At 71.2% G+C, this 16,269-nt stretch carries 19 protein-coding genes; 13 read left to right on the top strand and 6 right to left on the bottom strand.

Going from position 1 to position 16,269, the window contains the following annotated elements; genetic code table 11:
* Positions 1 to 2 precede the first annotated feature (2 nt).
* Positions 3 to 677, bottom strand: coding sequence for a phosphodiesterase (locus A5705_RS06305; protein WP_067880564.1), 675 nt, complete (start codon positions 675 to 677; stop codon positions 3 to 5).
* Positions 678 to 959: 282 nt separating this feature from the next.
* Between A5705_RS06305 and A5705_RS06300 the strand changes: the two genes are divergently transcribed.
* The 12 genes from A5705_RS06300 to A5705_RS06250 all read left to right on the top strand — a co-directional run bounded on the left by A5705_RS06300 (position 960) and on the right by A5705_RS06250 (position 9,854).
* Positions 960 to 2,066, top strand: a complete 1,107-nt coding sequence (locus A5705_RS06300; protein ID WP_156763048.1) for a polyprenyl synthetase family protein — start codon at positions 960 to 962, stop codon at positions 2,064 to 2,066.
* A 19-nt stretch (positions 2,067 to 2,085) separates the two neighbouring features.
* Complete coding sequence (gene crtI, locus A5705_RS06295; protein ID WP_068276479.1) at positions 2,086 to 3,606, top strand: phytoene desaturase family protein; 1,521 nt, start codon at positions 2,086 to 2,088, stop codon at positions 3,604 to 3,606.
* Entirely contained in the window at positions 3,603 to 4,535 is a 933-nt protein-coding gene (locus A5705_RS06290; RefSeq protein ID WP_067880073.1) for a phytoene/squalene synthase family protein, read from the top strand. The genes crtI and A5705_RS06290 overlap by 4 nt, the downstream gene beginning before the upstream one ends.
* Entirely contained in the window at positions 4,532 to 4,855 is a 324-nt protein-coding gene (locus tag A5705_RS06285; protein WP_067880560.1) for a lycopene cyclase domain-containing protein, read from the top strand. The genes A5705_RS06290 and A5705_RS06285 overlap by 4 nt, the downstream gene beginning before the upstream one ends.
* Positions 4,852 to 5,163 carry a lycopene cyclase domain-containing protein gene (locus tag A5705_RS06280; RefSeq protein ID WP_067880070.1) on the top strand — a complete coding sequence of 104 codons (312 nt, stop codon included), beginning with the start codon at positions 4,852 to 4,854 and terminating at the stop codon, positions 5,161 to 5,163. Before A5705_RS06285 ends, A5705_RS06280 begins: the two co-directional genes overlap by 4 nt.
* Entirely contained in the window at positions 5,150 to 5,875 is a 726-nt protein-coding gene (locus A5705_RS06275; protein WP_067880067.1) for a trans-aconitate 2-methyltransferase, read from the top strand. Before A5705_RS06280 ends, A5705_RS06275 begins: the two co-directional genes overlap by 14 nt.
* Positions 5,872 to 7,392, top strand: coding sequence for an FAD-dependent oxidoreductase (locus A5705_RS06270; RefSeq protein ID WP_068276259.1), 1,521 nt, complete (start codon positions 5,872 to 5,874; stop codon positions 7,390 to 7,392). Before A5705_RS06275 ends, A5705_RS06270 begins: the two co-directional genes overlap by 4 nt.
* Positions 7,389 to 8,381: a DUF5914 domain-containing protein gene (locus A5705_RS06265; protein WP_067880060.1), complete on the top strand. Its 993-nt coding sequence runs from the start codon at positions 7,389 to 7,391 to the stop codon at positions 8,379 to 8,381. The genes A5705_RS06270 and A5705_RS06265 overlap by 4 nt, the downstream gene beginning before the upstream one ends.
* Positions 8,374 to 8,826 carry a DUF2784 domain-containing protein gene (locus tag A5705_RS06260; protein ID WP_067880057.1) on the top strand — a complete coding sequence of 151 codons (453 nt, stop codon included), beginning with the start codon at positions 8,374 to 8,376 and terminating at the stop codon, positions 8,824 to 8,826. The genes A5705_RS06265 and A5705_RS06260 overlap by 8 nt, the downstream gene beginning before the upstream one ends.
* A 15-nt stretch (positions 8,827 to 8,841) precedes the next feature.
* Positions 8,842 to 9,060 carry a DUF2945 domain-containing protein gene (locus A5705_RS06255; RefSeq protein WP_067880053.1) on the top strand — a complete coding sequence of 73 codons (219 nt, stop codon included), beginning with the start codon at positions 8,842 to 8,844 and terminating at the stop codon, positions 9,058 to 9,060.
* Positions 9,060 to 9,179 (top strand): DUF3140 domain-containing protein, encoded by a 120-nt coding sequence (locus A5705_RS28415; RefSeq protein WP_231964335.1) that lies wholly within the window; start codon positions 9,060 to 9,062, stop codon positions 9,177 to 9,179. Before A5705_RS06255 ends, A5705_RS28415 begins: the two co-directional genes overlap by 1 nt.
* Before the next feature lie 111 nt (positions 9,180 to 9,290).
* Positions 9,291 to 9,854, top strand: coding sequence for a MarR family winged helix-turn-helix transcriptional regulator (locus tag A5705_RS06250; protein WP_067880050.1), 564 nt, complete (start codon positions 9,291 to 9,293; stop codon positions 9,852 to 9,854).
* On the opposite strand, the gene A5705_RS06245 is transcribed toward A5705_RS06250, so the two are convergent.
* From A5705_RS06245 to A5705_RS06230, 4 genes are read right to left on the bottom strand one after another with little or no spacing between them, the layout of a single operon-like run.
* The gene (locus tag A5705_RS06245; protein ID WP_068276256.1) at positions 9,798 to 11,081 is read right to left on the bottom strand and encodes a glycosyltransferase; all 1,284 of its coding nucleotides are present in this window, start codon (positions 11,079 to 11,081) and stop codon (positions 9,798 to 9,800) included. The genes A5705_RS06250 and A5705_RS06245 overlap by 57 nt on opposite strands.
* A 10-nt stretch (positions 11,082 to 11,091) precedes the next feature.
* Positions 11,092 to 12,135 carry a type 2 isopentenyl-diphosphate Delta-isomerase gene (gene fni / locus A5705_RS06240; RefSeq protein WP_068276253.1) on the bottom strand — a complete coding sequence of 348 codons (1,044 nt, stop codon included), beginning with the start codon at positions 12,133 to 12,135 and terminating at the stop codon, positions 11,092 to 11,094.
* Complete coding sequence (locus tag A5705_RS06235) at positions 12,132 to 12,635, bottom strand: TspO/MBR family protein (RefSeq protein WP_067880040.1); 504 nt, start codon at positions 12,633 to 12,635, stop codon at positions 12,132 to 12,134. The genes fni and A5705_RS06235 overlap by 4 nt, the downstream gene beginning before the upstream one ends.
* Positions 12,636 to 12,637: 2 nt before the next feature.
* On the bottom strand, positions 12,638 to 13,279 hold the full coding sequence (locus A5705_RS06230; RefSeq protein WP_068276250.1) for a heme-binding protein: 642 nt from the start codon (positions 13,277 to 13,279) through the stop codon (positions 12,638 to 12,640).
* A 250-nt stretch (positions 13,280 to 13,529) separates the two neighbouring features.
* On the opposite strand from A5705_RS06230, the gene A5705_RS06225 reads away from it, so the two are divergent.
* A complete protein-coding gene (locus tag A5705_RS06225; protein WP_082956326.1) occupies positions 13,530 to 15,827 on the top strand; it encodes an MMPL family transporter in 2,298 nt (765 codons plus the stop codon).
* Here A5705_RS06225 and A5705_RS06220 read toward each other — a convergent pair.
* A complete protein-coding gene (locus tag A5705_RS06220; protein WP_068276476.1) occupies positions 15,775 to 16,260 on the bottom strand; it encodes a MarR family winged helix-turn-helix transcriptional regulator in 486 nt (161 codons plus the stop codon). The genes A5705_RS06225 and A5705_RS06220 overlap by 53 nt on opposite strands.
* Positions 16,261 to 16,269 lie beyond the last annotated feature (9 nt).

Raw genomic sequence — 16,269 nt, 5'->3', positions numbered from 1 at the left:
CCTTAGCCCGCGTCCCTGCCGTCGCGGCTGTGCCGGTAGGCGCTCGCCCGGAGATCGGCGAGCCATTCCGGATACAGGCTCAGTCCCGGGGCGGTGTTGGCGACCGGATCGAACGACACGTCCGGCTCGCGGTCGAAGACCCGGTTCAGCGTCAGCCGGGCCAGGGGCGCGAAATCGCCCCTGCCGCAGGCCTGGTCGATGGCGAAGTCGATGCCGCCCCCGTCGATGGCGTCGCGGACGCTGTCCAGCGAGAGACCGAAACCGTTCACAGCACTGATGGTCTGCGCCCGCAACCACCAGATGTTTCCCCGATAGCGCAGCGGCATCAGGCTGGTCAGACTCTGCCCGGTCCACGACACCGTCGGCCGCAGCGCCACCGCCCGGGCCAGCACGCCGGAGCCCGCGGACACCAGCAGGATGTCCCACGGCTTGCCGCCCTCTTGCTGCGGCGCGACGCGGAACGCCAGACCGACGAAGTCGGGCAGTGCGCCCGGCGTCCCGGCGGCCTTGGAGACGCGGGCGACGACCTCAGACGACGGCAGCGGCAGCCCGTCCGCCGCGGGCGCGGTCCGCTCGATGAAACCCTGCGCCAACACGCCGGCGGGGTGGAAAAATCGGCGGCCGCGCAGCGCGGCCCCCCACTGGAAGGGCTTGGTGACGAGATCGGAAACGTTCACCGGCGCCGGGTTCCCGTTCTCGGTCGGCAGAAACCACGGGACGGATCGGCCGGCTGCACGTCCGCCGCCGGTGGAAAACACCACTGGCGAATCGGACGATCATTCAGTAAGTTAATGTTTCAATAACTTAAGCTAAGCGGCGGGCGGCCCGATCGAGCACGTCCGCGATCGGCCAGTTTTGTTTTCTCGTCAAAGGGGTACCAACGCGTGAATCCGAGCCGTTCGAGACTGACCGACCCGGTGAGGGGGGCTTCGGTGGGAGATGTGCGGGCTCTCCAGCGTGTGCGTCTTGCCGAGGCAGTTCCCTCCAGCCCGGCCGCCCCGCCCGATCCCGACCAAGTGGACGCCTGGCGAGCGGGTGTGCGGCAGGCCGTGCTCTTTCGCGTCGCCGAGTTCGTCGCCGACCGGCGCGCCGACGCGCTGGGCGAATGCGGCGTCGACGTGGCCGGCGACGTCTTGGCGGAGTTCGTCGGCGGGGGCAAGTGCCTCCGGTCGACGTTCATGTACCTGGGCTGGCTGTGTGGCGAACCGCCCAGCGACGCGGCGCTGACGGCGAGCGCCAGCCTGGAGCTCCTGCACGCGTTCGCGCTGCTGCAAGACGACGTGATGGACGAGTCGGCATCGCGGCGGGGTCATCCCGCCGCACACATCCAATTCGCCGCGTGGCACCGCCGGCGCGGGCTGTCCGGCTCCTCGCGCCGGTTCGGCGAGTCGGCCGCCGTCCTGCTCGGCGACCTGTGCTTGATCTGGGCCGAACAGCTGCTGCGCGACAGCGGTCTGCGGCCGCACCAGTTGCAGCGGGCGTGGCCGCGCTACGACGCCATGCGTACCGAGCTCGCGGTGGGGCAATTCGCCGATCTGGCGACCGACGTTCGAGACATGCCTACGCTGGAGGGCGTGCTCGCGGTGGCCCGGCGGAAGTCGGGAAACTACACGGTGCGCCGGCCCCTGGAGATCGGCGCCGCCGCGGCCGGCTGCGACGACCGGGTGCTGGCGGCGCTGGGCGCCTACGGCTCCGCTATCGGGGAGGCATTCCAGCTGCGCGACGACATCCTCGGCATCTTCGGATCCCCCGCCGCCACGGGCAAGCCCACCAACGACCTGGTCGAGCGCAAGGCCACCAGTGTGGTGGTGGCCGCCCACCAGCTGGCCGACCCGTCGACGCGGCTGCAGTTCCGGGAACTGATGACCAGCGAACGGCTCGACGATTCCGCTCTCGACCGCTGGCGAACCCTGATCCTGGCCACGGGAGCGGTGCAGTGGATCGAGCTACTCATCGCCCAACGTGTCGACACGGCACTGACGGCATTGGACGGCAATGTGTTCGACGGTCACCTGCTCGCCGCGCTGGTCGACATGGCGGGCCTGTGCACACGGCGCGCCGCATGAACGCCGGGGCGTCGCGCTGATGCGCGCGGTGCGGGGCCGAACCGACCGCGTCGTCGTGGTCGGCGCGGGGTTTTCGGGGCTCTCCGCCGCGCTGCAGTTGGCCGGCCGCGGCCGCGAGGTGACGGTGGTCGAGCGGGAACCCTGGCCGGGAGGACGGGCGGGCCGGCGCGACATCGACGGCTATCGCATCGACACCGGTCCCACGGTGCTCACGATGCCGGACATCATCGACGAGGCGTTCGCCGCCGTGGGCGAAACCTTCACCGACAGGCTCGAATTGCTGCCGCTGGATCCCGCCTACCGGGCCATGTTCGCCGACGGCAGCTCCATCGACGTGCACACCGATGCCGACCGGATGGCGGCCGCGGTGCGCGACCTCGCGGGCCCGCACGAGGCCGACGGCTACCGGCGGTTGCGCGAGTGGCTCGACCGGTTGTACCGGACCGAATTCGACGGCTTCATCGCCTCGAACTTCGACTCGCCGCTCGGCCTGCTGAACGGTCAGCTGGCCAGGCTCACCGCCCTCGGCGGATTCCGCCGCTGGGACACGATGGTCAAGCGCCACATCCGCGACCCGCGGCTGCGCCGGGTGTTCACGTTCCAGTCGCTGTACGCCGGCGTCGCGCCGCAACACGCCCTGGCGGTCTACGCGGTGATCGCCTACATGGACACCGTCGCCGGCGTGTTCTTTCCTCGCGGCGGCGTGCGCGCCCTGCCCGATGCGCTGGCGGCGGCCGCCGCCGACGCCGGGGTGCAATTCTGCTACGGCTCCACGGTCACCGGGCTGGAGCGCTCCGGCGAGCGGATCACGGCGGTCCACACCGACGGGGACCGGCGGCTGCCCTGCGACGCGGTGGTGCTGACGACCGAGCTGGCGCAGACCTACCGCCTGCTGGGGCGGAGCCCGCGACGGATCCTCCCGCTGCGCGCGGCGCCGTCGGCGGTGGTGCTGCACGTGGGCTGCCGCGCCGCGCCGCCGGAAAGCGCCCACCACACCATCCTTTTCGGCTCGGCGTGGGAGCGGACGTTCACCGACATCATCCGCGACGGCCGGCTGATGACGGACCCGTCGTTGCTGGTCACCCGGCCCACGGCCGGCGACCCGAGCCTGGCCCCGGCCGGTCGCGACCTGCTCTACGTGCTGGCGCCCGCGCCCAACCTGTCGCGCGGCCACGTCGACTGGTCGCGCACCGGCGGCGCGTACGCCGACGACCTCCTCGGGGTGGTGCAGGACAGGCTGCTGCCCGGCATGCGCGAGGACGCCCGGCTGTTGCATGTCGACACCCCTGCCGACTGGGCCCGCCAGGACATGACGGCCGGCACGCCGTTCGCGCTGGCCCACACGTTCGCTCAGACCGGCCCGTTCCGGCCGGCCAACACCGTGCGCGGCATCGACAACGCGGTGCTGGCCGGGTCGTCGACGCTGCCGGGTGTCGGGGTGCCGACCACGCTGATCTCCGGGCGACTGGCCGCCGACCGCATCACCGGGGCCGCCGGCAAGACGACCAGAACCGTGGACCTGAAGGCCGGATCGCGGTGATTCGCACCGAGCTGGACGCCGCCGGGATCGCGGATGCGAGCCTGCGCGCGGCGTATCGGAGCTGCCGGCGGATCGCCGCGCAGCATGGCCGAACCTATTTCCTCGCCACCCGCCTGCTCGCCCCGGACCAGCGCCCGGCGGTGCACGCGTTGTACGGCTTCGCCCGCCACGCCGACGACATCCTCGACGACCTCGACCCGGCGCTGGACGTCGGCGCGCGCGCCGAGGCGCTGCAGCGGCTGTCGGACCGCTTCTTCGCCGGCGGCGAGCACCACGACGAGCCCGTCCTGGCCGCGGTCGGCGACACCGTGCGCCGCTACGGCATCCCCGTGGATCTGTTCGGGGACTTTCTGGATTCGATGCGCATGGACCTCACCGTCACCGATTACCCGGACCGGGCGGCGCTGGGCCGCTACATGCGCGGCTCCGCGGAAGTCATTGGCCTGCAGATGCTTCCGATCCTGGGCACCGTGTGCCCCAGCGAGGAGGCCGAACCCTACGCGGCGGCGCTGGGCCGCGCCTTCCAGCTGACCAACTTCCTGCGGGACGTCGACGAGGATCTGACCCGCAACAGGATCTACCTGCCGGCCGACGAACTCGCGGCCTTCGGCGTGGACCGCGAGCTGCTGCTGTGGTGTCACGCCCACCGGCGCACCGATGCCCGCGTGCGGGCCGCCCTGTCGGCCCAGCACGACATCACCAGGGAGATTTACCGATTCGCCGCCGGCGGGATCGCGATGCTTGCCCCGCGTTCCCGGCCGTGCGTGGCAACCGCGTTGACGCTGTACTCCGAAATCCTGGATTGCATTGAGGCCGGCGACTTCTCGGTGTTCACCCACCGCGCCACCGTGGGCAATGCGCGGCGGCTGCGCGTCGCCGGCGGCGCGCTGCTGCAGTCGTGGCGGGCCCGGATGAGGGGCGCGGCGTGAGCGACCGGTGGCAGTACCTCGTCGTGCTGGGCCTGTGCCTGGCGATCACGGCGCCGCTGGAGCTGTTCGGCGCCGGCGTCTACCGGCAGCCGCGCCGGCTCGCGCGCTCCGTGGTCGGCGTCGCGGCGGTGTTTCTCGTCTGGGACGCGGTGGCGATCGGCGCCGGGGTGTGGACGTACAACGCCAAGTACATCAGCGGCGTCCACATCCCCTTCGGGATACCCATCGAGGAAGTGCTGTTCTTCCTGGTGATCCCGGTGTGCGGCCTGCTGACCTACAACGCCGTGAGCACCATCCTCGATCGGGCCAGGCGCCGATGACCGGGCTCGGCTACACGGTGCCGGCCGTCGCGGCCGTCCTGGTCGTCCTCGGGCTGGAGTTCGCGCTGCTGCGCACCGGGCTGTTCCGGCGGCTCGCCTATTGGGTGTCGATGGTGATCGTGCTCGGCTTCCAGGTGCCGGTCGATGGCTGGCTGACGAAACGCAGCGCCCCGATCGTGATCTACGACGACCGGCAGACCAGCGGCGTGCGGTTCCCGTTCGACATCCCCGTCGAGGACTTTCTGTTCGGCTTCGCGCTGGTCACCGCCGTGCTGCTGCTGTGGGAGCGACAACGTGCGCGTCGCTAAGACGGGTCTGCCCCGCGCGGACGTGCCCGCCGCGTTCGACGTCGGCGCCGCGGCGTACGACCGGCTGGTGGGCGCCAACCCGTACTACCACGCGAACCTGGCGCGCTCGGCGCAGCGGATGCGGCTGCCCGGACGCGGCCGCGGCCTGCGCCTGCTCGACGCGGGCTGCGGCACCGGCGCGTCGACGGCCGCGCTGCTGGCGGCGGCTCCCGAGGCGCAGATCGTCGCCGTCGACGCCGCCGACGGAATGCTCGACGCGGCAAGGGCGAAGGCGTGGCCACCGTCGGTCCGGTTCGTGCACGCCCGCGTCGAGGAGCTCGACGAGTGCGGCGTCACCGGGCCGTTCGACGGCATCCTGGCCGCCTACCTGGTGCGCAACCTCGCGGACCCGGACCGCCAGCTCCGCGCGTTTCGCGCGCTGCTGCGCCCCGGCGGCACGCTGGCGCTGCACGAATACTCGGTGCGCGACTCTCGCGCCGCGACGATCACCTGGCATGCAGTGTGCTGGGGCATCATCATCCCAACCGGCTGGTGGCGCACGCGTGATGCCACGCTGTATCGGCACCTATGGCGCAGCGTGCTGGCGTTCGACGGGGCGGCGCGGTTGCGGCGGCGGCTGAGCGACGCCGGATTCATCGACGTGCGAAGCGCTACCATGCCTGGTTGGGAACACAACGTCGTGCACACCTTCCTCGGGGAGGCGCCCCAATGACCGACCGCCGCCGCCACATTCACCCGGCCGCGCCGGGGCTGCCCCACGCGGGCGCGCTGTCGTCGCGTCCGCGCGTCGCGGTGGTCGGGGCCGGGATCGCCGGCCTGACGGCCGCCACCGCGCTCGCCGAACGCGGCGTCGCCGTGGACCTGGTGGAACGCGAGGGGTACCTCGGCGGCCGGGTGGGCGGCTGGACCGAACGCGTCGACGGCGCCGAATTGCCCATGAACCGGGGCTTCCACGCCTTCTTCCGCCAGTACTACAACCTGCGGGCCCTGCTGCGCCGGGTCGATCCGCAGCTCGGGATGCTCGCCCCCGTCGAGGATTACCCCCTGATCGACGGTGCCGGTCGCCGCGACACCTTCCGCGGATTGCCCCGCACGCCACCGTGGAACGCGTTGGCGTTCGCGCTGCGCAGCCCCACGTTCTCACTGCGCGACCTGGCGCGCATCAACGCCCGGGCCGCGGCGCCGCTGGCGGCGGTGTCGGTGCCCGACATCTACCGGCGGCTCGACCACATCGACGCCGAAACCTTCTTGAAGAGCATCAACTTCCCGGAGTCCGCGCGCCACCTCGCGTTCGAGGTGTTCTCCCGCAGCTTCTTCGCCGAGCCGGCGCAATTGTCCGCTGCCGAACTGGCGACCATGTTCCACATCTACTTCCTGGGCTCCAGCGAGGGCCTGATCTTCGACGTCGCCACCTCGAATTTCGATGTGGGGCTGTGGAATCCGCTCGGCGACTACCTGCGGGACCGGGGTGTTCGGGTGCACCTCGGCGCAAGCGCGGCCCGGATCTCCCCCGGCGGCGCGAAAACCCTTCGCGTCCAAACGGATTCGGGGGGGCACTTCGACGCCGACGCCGTCGTCCTGGCGCTCGACGTGGGCGGCCTGCAGCGGGTGGTGGGCGCGTCGCCCGGGCTGGGCGACGATCCGTGGCGCGACCGGATCCGGCGGCTCCGCACCGCGCCTCCGTTCGTGGTGCAGCGGCTCTGGCTCGACCGACCGGTCGACCGCGACCGCCCGGCGTTCCTCGGCACCGCCGGCCATGAGCCCGTCGACAACATCAGCGTGCTGGAGCGCTACGAACGCGAGGCCGCCGCGTGGGCGCGTCAGCACCGCGGATCGGTCGTCGAATTGCACTCGTACGCGGCCGGCGCCGAACCGACCGGCGCGGCGGCGATCGGGCGGCTGCACGAGCTGTACCCCGAAACCGCCACGGCGCGTGTGCGTTACGAACGCGAGCTGCGCCGCAGCGACTGCCCGCTGTTCGCGCCCGGAACGTACGGGCAGCGCCCGACCGTGGCCACGCCGCAGCCCGGGCTGGTGCTGGCCGGTGACGGGATCCGCATCGACCTGCCGGTGGCCCTGATGGAACGGGCGGCCAGCACGGGGTGGTCGGCCGCCAACCGGCTGCTGGCGTCGTGGGGCCTCGCCGGTCACCAACTGTGCACGGTGCCCGTCCGCGGGCGGTCGGCCCTGCTGCGGTCGCTGGCCGAGCGCCAGGGGCGGCGGCGATGAGCGTCGGCGACCGCCTGCGCCGGCGGTACAAGGACTGGCCCGTCGGCGTGATACCGCGTGTGGCATGGGCACAGCAGCGCCCGACCTACCGCGACGCGCAGCCGGCGATCATCAACGCCGCGTTGGAGCGCTCCCAGCGCCGGCCCACCGGGAACTGGTTCGTGTTCACGGCCAGCCGCGACGTGGGCATCGGCCGCCCCTTCGGCGCGCGCGTCGCCGGCGTCGAGCTGGTGGCCTGGCGGGACAAGCACGGCCGGCTGCGGGTTGGCCCCGCGAGCTGCCCGCACCTGGGCGCCGACCTCGCGACGGGCCTGGTGCGCGGGGGCGTCCTGTACTGCCGCTGGCACGGGCTGGCCCTCGACGGCGAAACGTGCGACTTGCGTTGGAAGCCGTTTCCCAGCCACGACGACGGCGTGCTGGCATGGGTTCGGCTGGACTCTGTGGGCGGCGAGGCCCCGATGGATCAGCCGGTGGTGACGCCGCGGCCCACGCATGACACGTTGACGGCGGTCACCCGCGTGGTCGGGCACTGCGAGCCGTCCGACGTCGTCGCCAACCGGCTCGACCCCTGGCACGGCGCGTGGTTTCACCCCTACTCGTTCACCCGGCTGGAGGTGCTCACCACCCCCACGGAGGAAGACGACCGCTTCCTGGTCTCGGTCACGTTCCGGATGGGCCGCTTCGGTGTGCCGGTCATCGCCGAGTTCACCACGCCAGAGGCGCGCACGGTCGTCATGCGCATCATCGAGGGCGAGGGCACCGGTAGCGTTGTCGAAACCCACGCAACGCCACTGGGTTCGGGGCCCGACGGCCGCCCCCGCGTCGCCGTGATCGAAGCCACCGTCGCAACCTCGCAACGCCCCGGCTTCCGAACCGCGCGCCGCGCGGGCCCGCTGATCACACCGCTGATGCGCTACGCCGCCACGCGGCTGTGGCGTGACGATCTGGCCTATGCCGAACGCCGCTACCAACGACGCACGGGTGGCTAGCTCCGGCCCGGCGCGAAACCGGGCGCGTCGCGCCTGCTTTCGGTACCTCGTCATCGTCACGGCGGTCGCGCACTTCGGCTACCTCGTCTACGTGCCCAGCGGCGGGTTCCTCGCGCTGCGCAGGCCGGGCACCCGCTGGGCGCACCTGGCGAGCGTCGGCTGGGGCGTGGCGATCGTCGCGCTGCGGTGGCCGTGCCCGCTGACGTCGCTGGAGAATTGGGCGCGCACCCGCGCCGGGATGAACCCGCTGCCGGCGAGCGGGTTCATCGACCACTACGTCGCCGGCGTCTGCTATCCGCCGGACCGCACCGGTACCGCGCGGGCCGTGGCTTTCGGGGCGGCCGCCGCGTCGTGGATCGCGCTGGGCGCGAAACATCGCGGCGCCCGGCGTGTTCAGCGACCCGGACGCGGGTACCCGACACTGGCCGATTTGAGGCCCACTTGAGGAAAGCGAAGACACTTGACCGACAAGAGGTTCCGCAAGGGCGACAAGGTCGAATGGCAAAGCCACGGCAGCACCGTCGTCGGAACCGTCCAACGCGAGATCACCTCGGACACCGAGGCCGCCGGGCGCACGGTGCGGGCGTCGAAGGATGAGCCGCAGTATCAGGTGCGCAGCGACAAGACCGGCGCGGACGCCGTCCACAAGCCGAGCGCGCTGCGGCACCACCAAGACTGATGGCCGAAGACGAGGGCGATGCCAAGCGACACCTCGCCCAGCGGCCGCACGGCGATGTCGGCGACGCCTCGTGGCGATACTCGCTGATGAACTGGGGGCACGATCCGGCGCGGACCTGACGCCGATCGCCGGACGGTTGCGGTAGGTTCGGCGCTGACGCGCGGCGGGTAGCCGTAGATCCGGGATTGCCGCGCGGTTACGCTGGTGTCTCTGATGAAGGATGCGGGTAGGTGACCAAGCGCCGGGCACAAGACGCGCCGCCGGACCGGACTGAGCTGGAAAAGCAGCTGTCGGCCGACATGCGCGCGATCACCGCGCAGTCCGACCGCATCGGCCGCCACTTCGCGCGGGAGAACGACGTGGGCAGCAGCGATTTCCACGCGCTGCTGCACATCATGGTCAGCGAGACCGCGGGAAAGCCGTTGACCCTGGCCCAGCTCAAGCAGCGCATGGACGTCTCGCCCGCGGCGATCACCTATCTCGTGGACCGCATGATCGAAGCGGGCCATATCCGTCGCGAGCCCGACCCCGAGGACCGGCGAAAATGGCTGCTGCGCTACGAGGAAAGCGGCATGACGTTGGCGCACGCCTTCTTCAGGCCCCTCGGGATCCACCTCAGCAAGGCCCTGGCGGAGTTCAGCGACAAGGACCTCCTCGCCGCACACCGCGTCTTCACCGCGATGATCACGGCGATGTCGACGTTCGAGGATGAGCTCGCCGACCAGCCCCCGAAACCGTCAAACCACCTCGGGCGAGGCGCCGCGGGCGCCCGGCGCCGGGAAGCCGCGCGGTAACACCCGTCCCGGCAGCAGCTGCTCGACCAGGTCCGCACCGCGCGCCACGCCGCCGGTCGCGGCGAACCCGGCGGCCACCCGCCGCGCGCCTTCGGTCATCGTCATCGCCTCGCGCACGGCCGCGCGCAGCCGCGCCGCGGTCAGCCTTCGCGCCGGCAACCGGGTGCCGCAGCGCGCCACCTGCACCCGGCGCGCGACTTCGGCCTGATCGCGGGCGAAGGGCACCGCGCACACCGGGACACCGCGGTCCAGCGCCTTCACGGTGGTGCCCATCCCGCCGTGGGTGACGGCACAGACCGCGCGGTCCAGCACGGCGCCGTGCTGCACGAAACGGCACACCGTGGCGTTCGGCATGCGGGGCAGCCCCGCGGGGACACCCGCCGGGAACGTCACCACGACGTGGACCGGTTCGTCGGCCAACGCCTGCAGGGCGATACGGCCCAGCGCCGCATCGGCCTGCGCGATGGAGGAGGTGCTGACCAGGACGACCGGCCGGTCGACGGAGGCCAGCCAGTGCGGGGCCTGCGCGGGTGACGGCTCGAACACGCACGCGCCGACGAAATGCACGCGGTCCCAATCCGGGTGCGGGTACTCGAACGGCTCGCCGCCGACCGCCAACAGCAGCGGGGCGCGGCGCATCAGCCCGTCCACCGACTTGACCGCCGGCACACCGAGTGTCGCGCGGACGGCGTTGACCCGCGGCACTATCCGCCGATCGAACAGGCCGCTCACGAACGGTCGCATCGACGCGTCGCGGATGGTCCCGGCGAGGCCGGGCAGCGGGCGCAGCCCGGGACCGAACGGCGGCGCGACGCTCGACCGCAGGTAGGGCGTGAACGGCGAAAACACCAGCCAGGGAACGCCACTGGCCTCGGCCATCGACATGGCTCCCCAGCAGTTGGCGTCGACGATGACGGCGTCGGGCCTGACCACTCTCAGCGCGCGCCGGAGGTCCTCGACCTCGATGACGGCGCGCCGGCACAGGACGTCGAGCGTCGTCTTGAGGACCCCTAAGGCGTTGCGCGCGAGCCAATCCCGGCCGGTGATGGCTTCGATCCGCGGATCGACGGCCTCGGCGTTCATGCCGATGGCGCGCATGGCCGGAACCTCGCTCGCCATGGTGCGCAGGTGAATCCGGTGGCCGCGCCGGCCCAATTCACCCAGCAGCGCGCCCAGTGGGTACAGGTGCCCCAGCGCGGGCGACCCATAAGCCAGGATCACGGCCACGTGCCCACACCTAGATCGGCGTCACGCCAACGTCGCGCAGGCCGCCCAAATCGCCGGCGCCGCAACCATGCAGGCAGATGCGCAGTTCATCGATGAAGCGCTGCAGCCAGGCCGTCGCCGCGTCCGCGGACTCGATCGCGGGGTGCAGCAGCGGCCGGGCGACGGCCACCATGTCGGCGCCCAGGGCCAGCGCCTTGGCCGCGTCCATGCCGGTCCGGATTCCGCCGGACGCCACCAGTGGGATGTCCGGCAGCGCGCCCCGCACCTCCCGTATCGCCTGTGCGGTCGGGATGCCCCAGTCGGCCAGGTCGGGGTAGCGCAGTTCGCCGTAGCGGACCAGTTGCTCGACGCGTGACCACGACGTGCCGCCGGCGCCGGCCACATCGATCGCCGCCACCGGCGGCTCGGCTGAAAACCGCATCAGATCCGCGACCGCGGCGGCGCCGATGCCATGGCCGACCTCCTTCAGCAGCACCGGGTACCCGAGCAGGCCGGTCAGGTCGTGCAGCCGGTCCAGCGAGCCCGTGAAATCGGTATCACCATGGTGCTGCATCGCCTCCTGCAGCGGATTGGTATGCACCGCAAGCGCATTCGCTTCGACCCGGTCGAGCGCCCGCACGATGTCGGGAACGGCGTCCTTGGTCAGCTGGGCCAGCCCGATGTTGCCGATCAACAGCACGTCGGGTGCCACGTCGCGCACGGCGAAGCTGGCGGCGGCCCGCTCGCCGGACACGCTGTCGAGCATGACGCGCTGTGACCCCAGCATCATTCCGATGCCGAGCCGTTGCGCGGCCGAGGCCAGGTTCCGGTTGATGGTGCCCGACAGCCGCGCACCGCCGGTCATGGCGCCCACCAGGATCGGCGCCCGCAGCCGAGCACCGAGAAAGGCCGTGGCCAGGTCGATGTCGTCCAGGCTGGTCTGCGTCAAGGCGTTGTAGGGCAGGCGATAGCGTTCCAGGCCCGTCGTCACGCCCCGATAACCCACATCGCCGTCGAGGCACACGTCGATGTGGCGGCGCTTGCGGGCGGTCAGCTCGCCCCGGTCGGCCGTCATGGCAGGTCGATTCTACGGCGCCGGTTCAACAGCCAGATGTGGGCGGACAGCACGAAGGCGAACGCGCACCAAACGGGGTAGAGCACCAGCGGCGCTGCGCGCCGTCCCCGCACGGCGATGGCGCGCCGGGCCAGGTCGGCGCTGCTGGCCGCCAGCACCGCGTTGACGACGGCCGCGGCCGCCAACCGGCGGCGATCGAAAAACACCCACGACCACGCCGCGTTCAGCACCAGATTGGCGGCGAGCCAGGTCGAGTAGGCGCGGGCGGCCGGCCGGTTCCCCGAGTCGCGCAGCGCGTCGACGGTCGCGGCGGACACGAGGGCGATGTCGGCGTACAGGACGGGCCACACGGTGGGGAACACCGCCCGCGGCGGCTGGTAGGGCGGCTTGCGCAACTGCCGGTACCACACGGACTGCACCGCCGGCCGGGTGGCCAGCCCACCCGCCGTGGCCGTCGCCACCACCGCCGCCGCGCCGGCGATCAACGTGGATCCCCGCATGGTCAGGCCGGCTCGACCGGCACGGCAATCTCGTTGCGGCGCAGCGCCGGGATCGTCCAGGGCGGATCGTAGAACCAGGCCGCGGGTGCGTCGACGGCCTTGAAACCGTTGGCGCGCAGGGTGTTCATCAATTCGGCGGTCTGCGCCGCGACGGCGCGCCGACCCCAGCCGCCGGTGAACCGGCGCACGGCAATCGTTTCCGCCGGCACGGTGACCAGCCGCACCTCGGCGTCGTCGGGCTCGGGCAGCGACTCGAGCGTCTTGTCGGCGGGCATGAAGAACCGGATGACCCATTCGCCTTCGCCGGCGGCCTCCTGGGCCACCGGAGCGGTCATCGCGATCTTCTCGCCCCGCTTGCCTGCGGGGCGTTGCGCCACCGGCGCCGTCATCGCGATCTTCTGATCCGCGTGGTTGGCGCCGAAGATGTAGCGCGCGAGCCGGCGGAAGCCCGCGTTGCGGGCCGCCTCTTCGCCGGCGGTGACCGTGGTTTCCGCGGCGATCCGGGCACCGTAGCGGCGAATCTCGACGTCCTCGGCCAGCTTCTCGGCGCTGTACTCCGGCTCCGCCGTCCCGTGCCGGTAGCCGACCACGGAGCCCGCGGCATCGATGACCGGGTCCATCACAGCCTTGATCACCCCGAGCACAGCCACCTCGTTCCTGGTCGTTCCGTCGTCAGGTGATACCCAGCTGCCCACCCGGCAAATCCACGGTCCACCGCGAGCGAGCCTAACGCAAGTTCCGGATTTAGTTAAGTACTTGAATGGTTAAAAACCTTAACGTACTGTCGGAGCTGCACGTCGGCGACGGCCGACGGCGCTGGAGCTTTCGGCGCGACGATTGTGAGTCCGGCGGGCGACCGGCCGACGACACGGGGGTCACTCCAGAGGGCGGCACATGATAAAGCGATCGGCCCGGCTCGCGGTTGCGACACCGCGACGGGTCCTGGGCGTGGCCCTGCTGTTCGCGATCGCCGCCGCCGTCTTCGGCATACCGGCCGCGAAAAGCCTGTCCGCCGGCGGATTCGTGGATCCGGCATCGGAATCGGCCCGCGCCAACGCGATCCTCTCCGAGAAGTTCGATCAGGGCGGCATGGGACTGGTGCTGCTGTTGAGTTCGGCGAGCGGCGCCAAAGACGGGACCGCGCGGGCCGCCGGCACCGACATCGCCCGACGGCTTGCCGAATCCCCGTTCGTGTCGCAGGTGACATCGCCCTGGGACCCGCATCCGGCCCCGGGCCTGTTCAGCGACGACGGCAAGATCGCGATGATCCTGGCCGCGCTGAAGGGCGACGAGAACAGCGCACCCGGGCATGCCCAGCTGCTGGCGGATCGGTTCGCGCGGGACCACGACGGGATCACGGTGCAGGCGGGCGGCTCCGCGCTGGCCTACGAACAGGTCAACCGGCAGACCGAGAAGGACCTGCTGCGCATGGAGGTCATCGCGATCCCGCTGAGTTTCGTCGCGCTGGTGTGGGTGTTCGGCGGGTTGTTCGCGGCAGCGTTGCCGATGGCCGTGGGCGGACTGGCGATCCTGGGTTCACTCGCGGTGCTGCGGGCGATTGCGTTGGTCACCGACGTCTCGATCTTCGCTCTCAACGTGACGGTGGCGTTGGGGTTTGCCCTGGCCGTCGACTACACCCTGCTGATCGTCAGCCGCTACCGTGACGAGCTGGCCGCCGGGACGAGCCGCGACGCCGCCCTGGCGAAAACCGTGACCACGGCCGGGCGCACCGTGTTGTTCTCCGCGACCACCGTTGCGCTGGGACTGGCGGCGACTGCTCTGTTTCCGATGTACTTCCTCAGGTCGTTCGCCTACGCCGGGACGGCCGTGGTGGCCTTCGCCGCGGTCTCGGCGATCGTCGTGGCGCCCGCGGCCATCGCTGTGGTCGGCGACCGGCTCGACGCGCTCGACATGTGGCAGCTGGGCCGCCGGCTGCTCCGCCGACCGGCGCCGGTGCCGGGGAGCGCGGAACGCAGCTTCTGGTACCGGACCGCGAAAGCCGTTATGCGCCGGGCGATCCCGGTTGGCCTGACGCTCACGGCGCTCCTGCTGGCGCTGGGCGCGCCGTTCCTCGGCGTCAGGTGGGGCTATCCGGACGACCGGGTGCTGCCGACATCCTCGTCGGCGCGCGCCGTCAGCGACCGGATCCGCAGCGAATTCCGCACGAACTCCGAGACCCGGGTGCGGATCGTCCTTCCCCAGACGGGCGGCCTCACCGACGCGGACCTGGGCAGCTACGCCGGCCGGCTCTCCCTCGTGCCCGACGTCGCGGCCGTGTCCGCGCCCACCGGCACGTTCGTCGCCGGTGAGTACCGGGGGCCGCCGTCGGCTCCGGCCGGATTGGCCCGTGGCAGCGCCTATCTGACGGTCGACAGCACCGCCCCGCTCTACACCGACGCCTCCGCGGCCCAATTGGACCGATTGCACGCGATCGCGCCGCCGCGACAACCCGTCCTGCTCACCGGAACGGCGCAAACGAATCGCGATTGCGTCGACGGCATCACGTCGCGGCTGCCGCTCGTGTTCGGTTTCATCGCGGTGGTCACGCTGGTGCTGCTGTTCCTGCTGACAGGCAGCGTGATACTGCCGGTCAAAGCGGTGGTCCTCAACATGCTGTCGCTCACCGCCGCATTCGGCGCTCTGGTCTGGATCTTCCAGGAGGGTCACCTGGGCGCCGCGGGCACCACGTCCACCGGCACGCTGGCGGTGAACGTCCCGGTGCTGATGTTCTGCATCGCCTTCGGGCTGTCGATGGACTACGAGGTCTTCCTGCTGTCGCGGATCCGCGAACACTGGCTGGCCTCGCCCCGGACTCGCGCGGACAACGACGAAAGCATCGCACTCGGCCTCGCCCACACCGGCAGGGTCATCACCGCGGCCGCACTGATCATGTCGATCTCGTTCGCCGCGCTGATCTCGGCCGGCGTGTCCTTCATGCGCATGTTCGGCCTCGGGCTCACCATAGCCGTCCTGATCGACGCCACACTGGTGCGCACGCTGCTGGTCCCGGCCTTCATGCACGTGCTGGGAGGCCTGAACTGGTGGGCGCCCGAACCGCTGGCGCGATGGCATCTTCGAACCTTTCACGGTGAATCGCAGGGGAAGGCAAGGCATGCGGCGCGACCCCGGCACCGGCGCGCTAAGGGCTTCGAGCGCGCAGTTCGTCTTGAAAGTGACCCATCGCGGCGATGAGCGCGCCGAACACCCGATGCGCCGCGGCAAGGTCGTTCTCGGGTAAATCGTCCAGCGCCGCGCGGGTGTGCGCCCCCAGCGGGGTGAAAAACGAGCGGGCGGTGGCCATCCCGGGATCCGAGTAACGCAGGACGACCTTCCGCCGGTCCGCGGCGTCCGAGTCGCGCCGGATGTGCCCGGAGTTGATCATGCGCTCGACGAGGTAGGTGATCGCCGCCGCGGACAGGCCCATCTTCAGGCGCAGCTCCCCCGATGTCAGTGGGGCACCCGATGTTTCGGCCACCATGATATGCAGCAGAGCGCGAAAATCGCTGGGACGCAACTGATGCACCGCGGCGAAGACGCGACCCAACTGGTCGGACTCGGCGGTGAGGGCACGCGCGTCGGCCGCGATCAGCGCTTCGAGCCGCGCGCGTTCGGTGGCGTCTTCCATCAGAATCGC

This window comes from Mycobacterium sp. E787, assembly GCF_001668725.1.
GTDB lineage: Bacteria > Actinomycetota > Actinomycetes > Mycobacteriales > Mycobacteriaceae > Mycobacterium.
Note: the sequence above shows the minus strand (reverse complement) of the source record. Positions and strands in the feature narration are given on the sequence as shown.